This window comes from Colwellia sp. PAMC 20917 (genome assembly GCF_001767295.1).
GTDB lineage: Bacteria > Pseudomonadota > Gammaproteobacteria > Enterobacterales > Alteromonadaceae > Colwellia_A.
This window is the reverse complement of the sequence record NZ_CP014944.1, coordinates 638,964-651,784: the sequence shown is the minus strand read 5'-3', so window position 1 is coordinate 651,784 and position 12,821 is coordinate 638,964. Positions and strand designations below refer to the sequence as shown.

The following is a 12,821-nucleotide window of genomic DNA, read 5'->3' as shown; positions in this document are numbered from 1 at the left end:
AAGAGCTCCCTTATTTATTTATTGCTCAGCGATGCTATGCGTTTTGCTAATGGCGGATGACTCGAAAAAAGTGCGCTCATCTTACTTGAGCTAATGGCAAAAGCTGACATTTCTTTCGGTAGCTGGGGCAAGTTTTGTAGTTGCTCTAGTTTACTGAGTGCGGCAATCATATTTTGTCGACCCGCAAGCCTTGCACCACCTTCATCTGCTCTAAATTCTCGATAGCGAGAAAACCACATCATTATCATAGTCGCTAATAAGCCCAATACGAGTTGAGAAACTAATGAGACAATCCAAAAGGCAGGTCCGTGACCACTTTTTACGTTAAATACATTGCGGTCTACCACATGACCGATAATGCGTGATAAGAACACCACGAAGGTATTTAACACCCCTTGCAGAAGTGTCATTGTCATCATGTCGCCATTGGCAACGTGGCTTATTTCATGAGCAAGAACCGCTTCTACCTCATTTTGACTCATGTGACTTAATAAGCCGGTACTTACCGCGACTAAGGCATTATTTCTATTCCAACCGGTTGCAAAAGCGTTGGGTGAAGGATGATTAAAAATACCGACTTCAGGCATGCCAATATTGGCTTTAAGGGCTTGTTCTTGTACTGTTTTGAGTAGCCAACGCTCGGTTTGATTACTTGGCGTCACGATAACCTCGACGCCCATACTTCTTTTCGCCATAAACTTAGAAATAAACAAGGAGATAAACGAACCACTAAAGCCGATAACCGTGGCATAAATGAGCAATGATTGAAAATTAAGGTCGACACCATTTTCTGCTAACAAGCCTTCAATACCAAATAAACTAAAGGTAATACTCAAAATTATCATAATGGCAATGTTAGTGGCCAAAAATAGTAAAATTCTCATTGTTCATCTCTTCATTTTGTAATAATGCCTTTATAGACAAGGCTGTTAGTCAAATAGTCACAAAGTAATTTAATCAAATAGTAGGCAAGTAATCAAAGTATATTTATTGATAATAAGCGAAGTGCTAAAAATTTATTCAGGTGTTTTATTTAGACTCAAAATAAGTGAGGTGCTGACTGGTTTTAGGTTTTACTCTGTCTGCATGATCAATGATTTTTTTGTGTTTACGGTTAATGTGACTTTATTTTACTTTCATGAGTCTAGAGAGAGGTGGAAAATTATGATCACATGATTAAATATACAAAAACATTTAAAGGAAAAATATGAAAGCTTTAATTTTATTGATGGCTATTGTCATGGTAGCTCCTGTTCACGCAGCACAAAATATATTCAACGTGCTAGTGCAAGATACAAACTTAGTGAAAGATATTCGCGCTGAGGAAGAAAATATTTGGATTAAACTGGCAGCCGCTAATCTTGCTGATGAAATAATTATACGAATTTCAAGTAAAGATAAAGATCTATATCGTCCGTGGTTTAATGGCAGTGTTGATCTTCAATCAAAAGGTTTTCGTGGTAACGATATCTGGTCTGATAGACTTCAGACCCAAGCTAACTTCGTAGAGTACTGGCACAAAGGTCGGTTAGTTCTTCATCTTCAGCGCAAGTAATGACATTTTTTGATTAGAGAGTCACCAATTGTTTTTGAGTCTGTAATCTAGTGGCAGGCTAAATAGTCCTACCTTTTATATAAGGGATTAAAAACGTTAGCTCATATATTATGGTCTTATTCGGTTTTTAATCCCTTGCTACTTTATTAATCTTCTTTTAAATAAATAAATAATAAATAATAAATAGTTTGTAACGTCTTTTTAAGGCGAAGTAGGCGGTACTACTTTTACCGAGATGTTTTGTGCTTGCCCTATACCTTTTAACAAGCGACCTAAGATGTCAGCGCCGGTAATAATACGGTGAGGTAAGTCTGTCCAAACGATAATAGCATCAGTATGTAAAACGTCGTCTGAGGTTGGTTCAGCATCATGTACTGATTTTAGTTTGTTCATCGCTTCGCCCAAGGTACATTTTGGATCGCGAATAATAACGGGGCGATGACAAAACTCGTAAGGGTCAATAGGGCTGTTTTCTTGTGTTGTTGCGCGAACAAATCCATCTGCATCTAACAATAATAAAGGTACACCGGCTTCACTTTGTATCAATACCCATTTGTGTCCAGAGTTATTAACTACGCTGATAAAGTCTTTGAATTCGGCACTACCGTATGCCGGTAATATGGGGAAGTCTAATTTGCTCGGCATACTAATTATACTGGCAGGGTCGAGTAGTTCGCCTTCCTCAAAAACGGTGATGTTCTCAACTTGTAGAAAATTGAGTGCGCCACGACCTTGTACATGCTCCATATCGGAATCATCTGAGTCGATATGCGCTTTTATAATTGCGGCAAGTTGTTTTTCTCGATAGTAGGTAATACCTTCTTTTCCTAACCATCCATCTAGAATTAAAGCGGTTAACTTGGCAACCGGAAAGAGTAATATTTGATAAACCTTGATAACGGGTGTTAATTTTGAGGCAACTTGGAGAGCGTTACGCGAAAAGTAAGCTTGAGGAATAATCTCACCTAAAAAAGTAATCACTATGGTTGAAAATAAGAATGAGTATATACCGGCGAGTACCGAGCCAGAAAGCAGAGTCAGTAAAACATTGATAGAAACATTACCCCAAAGCACGGTTGAGAGTAAAAAGTTTGAATCTTCGCGCATAGATAAGATAATAATTGCATTTTTGTTGCCTTGTTTTGCTTCTACCTCTAATTGCAGTCGGCTTAGGCTGAAAAATGCTAAGTTTAATCCAGAAAAAATGGCAGATTGAGTAATACAAAACCCAATGCCTAGCCAGATTATTATGTCGTATGTCATGTTGAACTCTCTAAAGTTAGTTAAGTGCAATAGCACGTTTATGCAGGTGAAATGGACTAGCACGGACAATAAAATTTTACTTAGCGATAATTATCACGCGCAGCTATCCATATAGACGAAAAAAAAGCGATATAAGTCACATTTTTATTGAGTAAGACGATTGATTTTTACTGTGCGGCTATTTGATTATTACCTAAATGAAAAACTTTATGAAAAATAGTTATTTGGGTGTGACCAATTTTTATCATCATACGTCTATATTATTATCGTTATGTTTACCCAAATATTTCAATCGCGCTAACTCTAAAGGGAAACCGAGAATGACCACTCAAAACCACCATGATTGGCAAACCGCTTTATCGTCAAGCTATGAGCAATTAAATAACACTTTAGTCTTGCATGTTCCGCAACTGATTGGGGCATTATTTCTTATTCTATTAGGTTGGGCCATTGCTTGGCTATCGAGCAAATTAACATTAACAATCCTAAAATTTATTAGTCGTATATGGCAAAAAGTCGCTAGAGAAACGGCTATAACAGCAGTGACCGAGATTAAATCTTCTCATGCAGCGGTTATTAGTAAAACCATCTTTTGGGTGGTTATGCTATTTTTTATTGCTGCAGCAACATCGAGTTTAGGGCTCGACTTTTTTTCTTCATGGTTAAGTACTGTGCTTGGATACTTCCCGCAGTTTTTAGCTGCAGTATTTATTGTAATGGTCGGTTACCTTTTGGGGAATATTGTTGGTGTGATGACTGAAAGTGCTGCAGAAGCCTCTTCATTTAGTCAAGCTACGTCTCTAGGCAATCTTGCTAAGTTTTCAATATTCTTTGTTGCATTAGTGGTTGGTATTGAACAACTCGGCATTAATATCCAATTTATCACTACGTTTATTATCGTCGTGGTTGGGGTTTTATTATTTGGACTAGCACTTGCGTTTGGTCTTGGCAGCAAGGTATTTGTTGCCAATATTATTGCCGCAAGACAAGCCAAACGTTATTTTAGGCTCAACGAATATCTTAGAATAGCCGATGTTGAAGGAATATTGATTGATATAACCCCCACTATGCTACTGGTAGAAACTGAAGACGGACGTGTGTTTATCCCTGCCCGTGTTTGTATGGAAAACAAAGCGGGTGTGGCTGTTATTGTTGAATGTAAGTCAACATCAGCAACAACTCAGTCATAAGTTAAGTGGTTATAGAAAGGCGAATTTTAATGGCTAATCACAATCTAAAAATCACTATTCATTTCTTTAATGAAGAACCACTTGCTGCAGCGCGCAAACTCGACCTTATTAGCGCAGAGAGTGCGGCAGAAATATTACAAGAAGTTCCTATCTCAGTGGTCTCAAAAGTCATTTGCGCGATGCTACCCAGTGCTGCAGCGAAAGTGCTTGTTTTAACCGAGGATGATTTTAATTATGCTCTTTTTGAAACGATTGAATTAGCAGATACTGCCGCTATTTTACGCTATATAAGTGTTGAAGAGAGAAAGCGTTTAATTGAATTAATCCCCAAAAGCCGGCGAGCTCTGTGTAAATTACTGATCAGTTATCCTGAAAACACTGTCGGTGCATTAATCGAAACCAATATCTTAGTCATCGACAGTCAAATGACGGTAGCAGAAGCAATACTGCGTGTTAAAAAACAAAGCTACTTTGATAGTCACGAAGTATTGATTGTTAACAGCAAGCGAAAAATAGTGGGTAAAGTCTCAGTTTTTGACCTATTACATGCCGCGTCTGCAACGCGTATTTCAGCGTTAGTTAATAAGCACGTTGACACGGTTAATGGGTTATCAGACGTCAGTACCGTTTTAGCACTCGATATTTGGCAAAAAACTGACGCCATTGCGGTGATTAATCGTAAGAAAGAGTTTATTGGTATTTTGCGTCATTACGATTTGCGAGCTTTCATCGCACGAAATGAAAAAGTGACGACTATGCCACCGTCCTTATCGTGGGAAGTCACCGATGCTTATGGTTATACGCTTCGCTCATTATCTGAATTATTTATTAACACTAAATAGCCAAATGACTCACCTTTGGCTTATTTATCTGGAGAATACCTATGTTATCAGCACAACAAAGTGTTAAAGAAACGACTCAGCTATTAAGTCAGGCGTTTTTGCTTAACTATCCACTTAAAAGCGCTCGATATCTAGAAACATTTGCGATAGAAGATGCCGCCGAGTTGTTGGAACAACAGACAGTGATAACAACCTTAGGACTTTGGAAATATATTCCTCCAGGTGCTGCTGACAGCATTTTTTGTCAACTGAGTGAGCAATACTCCAATAACTTGTTAAGTCATATGGATAGTCACTTGGCAGCAGCACTGATTAGTAGGCAATCTGATGAGCAGCAAGATAGAATTTTTAAGCAATTAAGTACCGCATTGGTAGACGACCTTAAAGAACTACTTATTTATCCTGTTAATAGTGCTGCTCGATTGATGAATCGTCAGGTTAATGTGTTTTATCAGGATCTAAAGGCCAGCCAAGCATTGAATGCATTAAAACAAAGAGCGTTTAGTGGTCAAGATGTTATGTACATTCAAGATAACGATCAAATATTAGTGGGTGAGGTCGATATTGCTGATTTGCTCAAAGCCAATGCAAATACGACATTACTTTCTTTAGCTAAACCGGTTAAAACGACCCTCAATGCACTGGATAGCAAAGAGCTAGTTATTGAAAAATTTGAGGGCTATCGCTGCCGAGCAATACCTGTTTTAGATGCTCATCAGCAAATATTAGGCTTTATCAGGTTCTTTGATGTCTACCAAACGACTAAAGAAGACTTGGCCAGTGATATGCAGACTATGGTGGGTGTTAGCAAAGACGAACGGGCGTTATCAACGAGTTGGTTCGCGGTGAAAAAGCGCATGCCTTGGTTACAAATAAATTTACTTACCGCCTTTGCTGCAGCGGCCGTGGTGGGGGCATTTGAAGGTTTGATTTCTGAGGTTACCGCATTAGCTATTCTGTTACCTGTTGCTGCCGGTCAGTCGGGTAATGCAGGAGCTCAGGCATTAGCGGTAACTATGCGCGGTTTAACACTCCGTGAGATAACGACTAAACAGTGGCGTCAGGTTTTAATGAAAGAAATGGCGACAGGCTTGCTTAACGGTTTGGCAACGGCGGTGACTTGTTCTATCGCTGTCTATTTGTGGAGCCAATCGCTTGGGTTAGCAATAGTTATCGCTTTGGCAATGGTCTCTTCTTTGGTTATTGCCGGTAGTGCCGGTGCAGTGGTGCCTATTTTACTGAAAAAATTAGGTATGGATCCCGCTCAGTCTTCATCCATTGTATTGACGACAATAACCGATATTGCTGGTTTTATGTCATTTTTGGGCATCGCCTTATTACTCTCAGATATGTTACCAAGGGGTTAGGTCATGATTACTTAGCCCTGTATAATTTATTCATCTAGGCTTAATTCACTTGAGCTTATAATTTTCAATCTTTATTACTTTATTACTTTATTAGGAATGTATGTTCAAAGAATTATTGATACACCCGGTTTTTATTTCATTGTTAGTGCTTGGTTCGGCATTTAGTTTAAAGGTACTCGTTGACATTTTAGCGCACAAGCGCGCGGTAAAAAAATCTTTAGATGTTAGGAATACCTCACACAATATTAAGCACCTGATTAACTTTATTATGGTGTTAATGTTGTTATTGGTCTGGTCGACTGAAATTCAAAACTTTGCTTTATCGGTGGCGGCTTTTGCGGTGGCGATTGTGCTTGCCACAAGAGAGTTCATTCAATGTGTGATCGGTTTTGTCTACTTAGTGACAACCCGACCTTTTAGGATTGGTGATTGGGTACAAGTAGGAGATTATTGTGGGGAAGTAGTGGAAATGGACTGGATAAAAACCACACTGCATGAGATTGATATGCGGACTTATCAGTTTTCAAGGAAAACAATTTATCTCCCTAATAATAAGCTCATTACCAGTGCGATAAAAAACTTAAATTTTAACAAGCGTTTCGCAACCCACCATTTTACCATTATCCGCAAAGAAAGTTTTAACCCTTATCCGATTTATGACGCGATCGCTAATAACGCTAAACAATATTGCCAAGAATTTCATGAGGTGGCTAGTCGTTACAACAGCGTAATTGAAAGAAAGTTAGAAGCCAAAATTTCTGGCCCTGATCCTGAAATACATTTCAGCACTACAGACTTAGGTGAGTTTATAGCAAATTTCACTTTGTTTTGTCCTACTGAAAAAGCATTAACAATTGAGCACAAGTTAACTGAAGACTTTATGGGGCTTTGGTATAAAGAATTTAAAAAACAAAGTACTTAAGGCTCAATTACTTTTTATTGAGCCGTTTAATTTCTTTATGTGAGCCGTTTACATCTTGTCTCATCGTTTTTAAAAGGTTATTGAATAGCAGTTAAGCCGCTAACAAATTTGATTCAAATTTGTTTAATGCTCGGTAGTAGCACATTTTTACGGTACTTTTATTGATGTCTAAAAATTTTGCAATTTCACTCAGTGGTAGGCCTTTGACAAAGTGAAATTGCAAAATGTTTTTCTCTTGGTGATTGAGTGTTTTGATTAACGTATTAAATTCAAAGGGCGATTCAACAGCTTCAACGATTTGATCAGCATATTGAAAACTATTATCTGAAAATGTCGCTCTATACTTGCTATTACTGCGATAAAAACTGGCACAAACATTAGCTGCTATTTTCATCACCCATGTTTTTAGGCTACTTTTTCCTTCAAAGCGGCTATAAGCTTGGTAAGCTTTAAACAAAGTGTCCTGACAAGCTTCTTCTGCATCAGGTAAATTGTGAAGGTAGCTTTGGCAAAAATTTAATACCTGCGTTCTTAAGCCTTCTATTGCGTGGCTTAATGCTGATTTTGACAATGTAGCTTTCGTCGCTGGGGTATTTTCGACAAGAATATTGATAAGTATGTCCCTAAACTAAATAAGTCATTAGTGGCACAATTTAGGCAGGTAATATTAAGCTCAGCTTAAGCTTGTAGATATTATATTGTTAAATAGGAGAAAAATATTGAGTTAAATAGTGGCTAAACAGCTGAACTTAGCGTGATTAACAGCAAGAATTCCAGCATGATAGCTAAAGATTAAGCCCGTTTATTTGGGCTTGGGTTGATTGTTATCTTGTTGAATAGCATCAATTTCTTTAAGTAAATCGTCAGCATCTACCGGTTTGCTGAGCACTGTTTGTACAACTTTAAGTGCTTTTTGGTGCACGGTTCTTTCTGTATAGCCGGTTAACATAATAGCGGGGATATACTTTTCAGCGTCAATACGGATTTGTTGCACAACTTCAATGCCACTTTCTCCCGCATCTAAACTGTTATCTGTAACTATGATATCGGGTATTTTTTGCTGCTCATCAATGACCTGTTTTGCTTCAACTGATGAACCTGCGGTGATCACTTGATAGCCCTCCATGGTTAAAAGCGTTGAAATACTATCAGCGAGTTCATCATCATCCTCTAAGTAGAGCACCATGCAATTGTCTTGTTCTGGAAATTGTACAATATCATCATCCTGGTTATGTAATTCATCTACCGCGCTATTATTAACCGGTAGCTGAATTGAGAAAACAGAGCCTTTACCTATTTCTGAAACTAAGGTGATTGGGTGGTTCATGGTTTGGGCTAATGCTTTAACTAATGCCAGACCAATACCAAATCCTGAGCTGTTATTGTGTTGAGAGGGAAGCTGATAAAAGGCATCAAAAATAGACGCTTGTTTTTCTTGCTCAATACCCGGACCCGTATCGCTGATACTTAATATTAAAAAGTCGTTCTCTTGGTTGGCTGATACTCTAACTTCACCTAGATGCGTGTATTTTATGGCATTACCAAGCAAATTTCTGACTATTTGCAACAACAAGGCACGATCGCTAATAATGGTTACTGGCGATGGTTCAAAAACTAAATTGAGATTTTTTTCAGCCGCTTGTAGTGCAAAATCACTTTTAAGGGTATCAAAAATATCTGTAATTTGAATTTTTTTGAAAATTGGCTCAATGCTTCCTGTTTCCAATCGGTCTAAATTCAACAAGCTATTGAGCAAAGTGTTCATATCACTAATAATGCGTTGGATACGTTTTAATTGAGTTTGTGGCAATTGCTCTTTAGATTGTCTGACGAGCACATCAATAAGGCTACTTATTTGTTGTAGCGGTTGGCGAAGATCGTGGCTAGCCGCTGAAAGAAAACGACTTTTGAGTTGATTTGCGGCGTCAGCTTCTTGCCTAGCTTCAGACAGGTTGGACGTACGTTCTGCCATCTGTTTTGCTAATTGTGAGTGCACGACAACATTTTTTAAGACAATCAGAAAACATTGAGCAAGTATTAAAAGCGGGTCAACAACCGGTTCAGTTCCCTTGGGGCAATTATTCCAGCTTACCCATATTGTGGCGATAAGTTTTTCATCTTTAATAGGGATCACTAGCACAGCTTGATTTGGACTGTTATTCGGTAAAAATTGCGCCAATTCAATTGCTTCGTTTGGGCTCAACCAGAAAAATTCATCGTCAGTATATTTCTTGGCTAAGTTGGACGTTGTCTCAAATGAATGCGCTGTCAATTCATCACCTGCGACTAAAACCGTGACAAAATCTGCATCACTTAACGCTGTAAAGGCTGCACTCACCAGTGATTTAGCCGTTTGTATATCTCTTGCTCGAGAAAGACGTTTTATCCAAGTGGTGATCATTTGCATGCGGCTAGCGGACCCTTAATGTTGCATAAATATATGAATTGTAATGTAATTAGCTTTGTAACACTAGCTAGCTAGAATATTGACTATTACGTGTGCTCTAACGGCTAAGCCTTTCAATTCGCTTGATTGTGAGAGAATTAATCGCCCTTCATGTAAAGACGTGATGCGATCGCATATCGCTAAACCTAATCCTGTTCCCTTTAATTTTCCGTCTTGAGATTTCTGAAAGGGTTTAACGATACGAGCAAAATCACTTGCAGGGACACCTAACCCTGAATCTTCTATTACGAAGCTCAATTGCTCGCCGACTAAGGTCAAAGATAGAGACACCATACCTTGAACAGGCGTGTTATTTAGCGCATTGGTGTATAAATTATCAAATAAAATCGTTAAATGCTCTTCGTGAGACCCTATGCTTAGTGAGTCAATGCTCTGGTCGATATTGAGCAAAAGTTTTATATGGCGCTCATTTTGAGTCTCTTGATGGGATTCGATAAGCCTAGTTATTATCTCGCTTAATATCACTGTTGAGCACTCTGCATTTGTTCTACGCTTTGTCAGTCTTGAGTAAATAAGGAGTTGTTGAACTAACCTAGAGCTTCTGTCTATAGCTTTAATAATACTAGTTAATGCTTTTTGTTGTTGCTCTGGGTTTTTTGTTCTTTGTGCTATTTGCGCTTGAATACGAATACCCGCTAAAGGGGTGCGTAATTCATGAGACGCTTCTGAGCTAAACATTTGTTCATGGGTAATTCGGTCAGACTCTAATTTTAGATGCGCGTTAATCACTAGCGATAATGCAATTAACTCACTTGGACAATTATTAAGGGGAATATCATCGATTTTTCCGCTTTCAAAGCCTTTAAGCTGTTTTGTTAACTGAGCCAGAGAATCAGTAATTTTAGTAGGTAAGGTATTACGATGAATGTTAATAAGCACAAACACCAGTAAAATAGTGCTAATAAAAGCAAGATAAAATATTGTCGTTGCGCCGTTAAGGTATAATCCTAGACCCAAAGTCAAAAAGGTTATTATCAGTAAGATGCTCAGTGGCCAAAGTAATTTTTCTTGATACATTTTATCTTCCCTTTGCCACTACTCTGCGACGTGATAGCCAACATGTCTAACAGTAATCACTGCGCTTTTGCCTAATTTACGGCGTAGACCATGGATATGCACCTCAATGGTGTTACTTTCAGTTTCCATATTCCAGCCATAGAGCTTATCTTGGATTTGGGCTTTAGAAAGTATCAGTCCTGGTTTTTCCATTAATGTTTGTAAAATAGCAAACTCTTTTGGTCCTAATCTAATGGCTTCACCGGCTTGGGTAACTTTGTGAGTGGCGGGATCAAGAATAATATTGGCGGATTTGAAGAGTGGAGTGCCGCGGCCACTTGCTCTTCTTTGTAGCGCCCTTATCCGAGCACGTAATTCATCTAAGTCAAAAGGTTTAACCAAATAATCATCTGCACCAGCATCTAGCCCTTCTACTTTATGTGGTGTTTCGTCGTAGGCGGTTAAGATGAGTACAGGTACGTCATTTTTATCTCGTCGAAGTTTTTTAAGTACATCGAGACCAGAACCATCGGGCAGACCTATATCGAGTAAAAGTAAATCATAAGGTGTAGTGAGTAATGCTGTTTCAGCGGATTCTTTAGTTTCAACCCAATCTACGGCGTAATTATCCATCAATAGACATTGAACTAAACCATCACCAATGATCCTGTCATCTTCGACGATCAATATGCGCATTTATTACTCCGCTTACTACAAAACTATTTATAATGAAATGTTAACCTTAAGGACATATTAAGGCCTTTGCTTTATTGATTATTGTTAAGGTTACTCAACACTCGGTGATATTTTTTCTACTGAGGCGAGATAACTAAATTCTGGATCGACCAACATTTCACCTTTCATCGCTTCACGTCCCAATAGCATCAAATGGTTCATGCTTGACCGGTCGGTTAATGACAGTCTTACTGTCCATGTTAATTCGCCCATTACCGCCAACGTATTGATGATATAGCGACGTTCTTTTTCTCCGTTAGAAGATTTTATACGTTTTCTATCGACTATCTTTGCCGAACATTTAATCGTTTTAGTGACATCGTGAGAATCAGGATGAAATTCAAAGTCCAACATGCCAGTGACTTTATTTTCAGAAATATGATCAACATGGAGCGATGAAGTTTGTGCGCCAGTATCAATGCGGGTCGCGACCTCAAATAGCTCTAATTCGGGTAAATCTATAGTTTCTCTAGCACCGACAAGTATTTTTTCTTTCATATTATCCATTTCATTATGTTGTTGTAGCAGACCAAATTATATTTTACGGCACAAGTGCTAAAACAATAGCATATCATTGTTATTAACAAATATTACGCCAAAAAGATGTTGTCGTTATCAGCAATAATGACCACTCTTATTGTTATAACCGCCATAACTGTTCGATAAGCATAGCTTTTTTATTACTAAAGTAAAGTAGGGTGGCTTGATTTCCCACCCATTTAAGGAGTGTTTTTCTGGGGATATATCATCAACTTTGTTTGAAATTAGAAGGAAATAGGTCTTCTCTTCGCCGGTAAAGATGATGGTTCAATTGCCTGCTCTGCAGAAACAAAGGTTTCTTTAGTGTTTGATTTACTCTTTTTAAGCGAACTTTTAGTTCCAGCTCCACTGGGCTGTGCAGTCGTTGATGACTTTTGTTTTGGAGTATGGGCAACTTCAAAAATTTCGCCATCAAATTCAACGGTATCGCCATGACGAATTTTCTTTCGTTTTTGAAACTCAACTTCATTGTTAACTAGAACATAACCTTCGCTGATCACTATTTTGGCTTCGCCACCACCACCGACCATATTGGCAATTTTAAGTAATTTACAAAGCTCGATTGGTTCAACCGAAATATTAATAATAGGGTGTGCAGACATGTAACGTTAGCCTAGTGATATTAAATTTAATGGCAACAATTATAACATAAAGAAGTGTGACAAGGATAAGGTATAGATTATTTAGTCGTAAATTTTATTATTGTACTTCGTCAATAAAAACAGGTCTTTTTAAAGTTCTCTTATTATATAGTCTTGATAATTTAAATGTTTGGGTTGATAGTCAAGCTGACTTTCGGCTGATAAAGTTTCTGTTTCTAGCTGTTTTAGCGGCAGTTAATCGACCGCTTTGACAAAGTGATCAAACTTTAAGGCCGTTATTAGCCACAGCAAGGTTTACTTGGCTGAGGAATAAGTTGATGCTTTTTAAATGTTTCACACAAT

Annotated in this window: 13 protein-coding genes; 5 read left to right on the top strand and 8 right to left on the bottom strand. The window is 38.2% G+C overall.

The annotated features are described in order from the left end of the window. Positions 1-14: 14 nt before the first annotated feature. Positions 15-884, bottom strand: coding sequence for a protease HtpX (gene htpX, locus A3Q34_RS02820; protein ID WP_070373964.1), 870 nt, complete (start codon positions 882-884; stop codon positions 15-17). Positions 885-1,207: 323 nt separating this feature from the next. On the opposite strand from htpX, the gene A3Q34_RS02815 reads away from it, so the two are divergent. Next, positions 1,208-1,555, top strand: coding sequence for a hypothetical protein (locus A3Q34_RS02815; protein WP_070373963.1), 348 nt, complete (start codon positions 1,208-1,210; stop codon positions 1,553-1,555). A 201-nt stretch (positions 1,556-1,756) separates the two neighbouring features. Here the strand turns inward: A3Q34_RS02815 and A3Q34_RS02810 are convergent, their stop codons facing one another. After that, positions 1,757-2,818: a DUF21 domain-containing protein gene (locus A3Q34_RS02810; RefSeq protein ID WP_070373962.1), complete on the bottom strand. Its 1,062-nt coding sequence runs from the start codon at positions 2,816-2,818 to the stop codon at positions 1,757-1,759. 320 nt (positions 2,819-3,138) lie between these two features. Between A3Q34_RS02810 and A3Q34_RS02805 the strand changes: the two genes are divergently transcribed. The 4 genes from A3Q34_RS02805 to A3Q34_RS02790 all read left to right on the top strand — a co-directional run bounded on the left by A3Q34_RS02805 (position 3,139) and on the right by A3Q34_RS02790 (position 7,139). After that, positions 3,139-4,008 carry a mechanosensitive ion channel family protein gene (locus tag A3Q34_RS02805; RefSeq protein ID WP_070373961.1) on the top strand — a complete coding sequence of 290 codons (870 nt, stop codon included), beginning with the start codon at positions 3,139-3,141 and terminating at the stop codon, positions 4,006-4,008. Between the two features lie 29 nt (positions 4,009-4,037). Then, positions 4,038-4,850, top strand: a complete 813-nt coding sequence (locus A3Q34_RS02800; RefSeq protein WP_070373960.1) for a magnesium transporter MgtE N-terminal domain-containing protein — start codon at positions 4,038-4,040, stop codon at positions 4,848-4,850. A 41-nt stretch (positions 4,851-4,891) separates the two neighbouring features. After that, complete coding sequence (locus A3Q34_RS02795; protein WP_070373959.1) at positions 4,892-6,217, top strand: magnesium transporter; 1,326 nt, start codon at positions 4,892-4,894, stop codon at positions 6,215-6,217. Between the two features lie 100 nt (positions 6,218-6,317). Continuing rightward, complete coding sequence (locus A3Q34_RS02790; protein ID WP_070373958.1) at positions 6,318-7,139, top strand: mechanosensitive ion channel family protein; 822 nt, start codon at positions 6,318-6,320, stop codon at positions 7,137-7,139. Positions 7,140-7,230: 91 nt separating this feature from the next. Here the strand turns inward: A3Q34_RS02790 and A3Q34_RS02785 are convergent, their stop codons facing one another. The 6 genes from A3Q34_RS02785 to A3Q34_RS02760 all read right to left on the bottom strand — a co-directional run bounded on the left by A3Q34_RS02785 (position 7,231) and on the right by A3Q34_RS02760 (position 12,479). Further along, complete coding sequence (locus A3Q34_RS02785) at positions 7,231-7,710, bottom strand: RNA polymerase sigma factor (protein ID WP_070373957.1); 480 nt, start codon at positions 7,708-7,710, stop codon at positions 7,231-7,233. 231 nt (positions 7,711-7,941) lie between these two features. After that, entirely contained in the window at positions 7,942-9,546 is a 1,605-nt protein-coding gene (locus A3Q34_RS02780; RefSeq protein ID WP_070373956.1) for an ATP-binding response regulator, read from the bottom strand. Positions 9,547-9,609: 63 nt separating this feature from the next. Beyond that, positions 9,610-10,623: a sensor histidine kinase gene (locus tag A3Q34_RS02775; protein WP_070373955.1), complete on the bottom strand. Its 1,014-nt coding sequence runs from the start codon at positions 10,621-10,623 to the stop codon at positions 9,610-9,612. 18 nt (positions 10,624-10,641) lie between these two features. After that, complete coding sequence (locus tag A3Q34_RS02770) at positions 10,642-11,298, bottom strand: response regulator (protein WP_070373954.1); 657 nt, start codon at positions 11,296-11,298, stop codon at positions 10,642-10,644. A 90-nt stretch (positions 11,299-11,388) separates the two neighbouring features. Next, on the bottom strand, positions 11,389-11,835 hold the full coding sequence (locus A3Q34_RS02765) for an ATP-dependent zinc protease family protein (RefSeq protein WP_083277877.1): 447 nt from the start codon (positions 11,833-11,835) through the stop codon (positions 11,389-11,391). A gap of 266 nt (positions 11,836-12,101) precedes the next feature. Further along, positions 12,102-12,479, bottom strand: a complete 378-nt coding sequence (locus A3Q34_RS02760; protein WP_070373952.1) for an RNA-binding S4 domain-containing protein — start codon at positions 12,477-12,479, stop codon at positions 12,102-12,104. Between the last annotated feature and the right edge of the window lie 342 nt (positions 12,480-12,821).

What these genes read in the sequence shown, in the direction of transcription:
- htpX (WP_070373964.1), bottom strand. Translation starts at nt 884, where the DNA reads ATGAGAATTTTACTATTTTTGGCCACTAACATTGCCATTATGATAATT.
- A3Q34_RS02815 (WP_070373963.1), top strand. Translation starts at nt 1,208, where the DNA reads ATGAAAGCTTTAATTTTATTGATGGCTATTGTCATGGTAGCTCCTGTT.
- A3Q34_RS02810 (WP_070373962.1), bottom strand. Translation starts at nt 2,818, where the DNA reads ATGACATACGACATAATAATCTGGCTAGGCATTGGGTTTTGTATTACT.
- A3Q34_RS02805 (WP_070373961.1), top strand. Translation starts at nt 3,139, where the DNA reads ATGACCACTCAAAACCACCATGATTGGCAAACCGCTTTATCGTCAAGC.
- A3Q34_RS02800 (WP_070373960.1), top strand. Translation starts at nt 4,038, where the DNA reads ATGGCTAATCACAATCTAAAAATCACTATTCATTTCTTTAATGAAGAA.
- A3Q34_RS02795 (WP_070373959.1), top strand. Translation starts at nt 4,892, where the DNA reads ATGTTATCAGCACAACAAAGTGTTAAAGAAACGACTCAGCTATTAAGT.
- A3Q34_RS02790 (WP_070373958.1), top strand. Translation starts at nt 6,318, where the DNA reads ATGTTCAAAGAATTATTGATACACCCGGTTTTTATTTCATTGTTAGTG.
- A3Q34_RS02780 (WP_070373956.1), bottom strand. Translation starts at nt 9,546, where the DNA reads ATGCAAATGATCACCACTTGGATAAAACGTCTTTCTCGAGCAAGAGAT.
- A3Q34_RS02775 (WP_070373955.1), bottom strand. Translation starts at nt 10,623, where the DNA reads ATGTATCAAGAAAAATTACTTTGGCCACTGAGCATCTTACTGATAATA.
- A3Q34_RS02770 (WP_070373954.1), bottom strand. Translation starts at nt 11,298, where the DNA reads ATGCGCATATTGATCGTCGAAGATGACAGGATCATTGGTGATGGTTTA.
- A3Q34_RS02765 (WP_083277877.1), bottom strand. Translation starts at nt 11,835, where the DNA reads ATGAAAGAAAAAATACTTGTCGGTGCTAGAGAAACTATAGATTTACCC.
- A3Q34_RS02760 (WP_070373952.1), bottom strand. Translation starts at nt 12,479, where the DNA reads ATGTCTGCACACCCTATTATTAATATTTCGGTTGAACCAATCGAGCTT.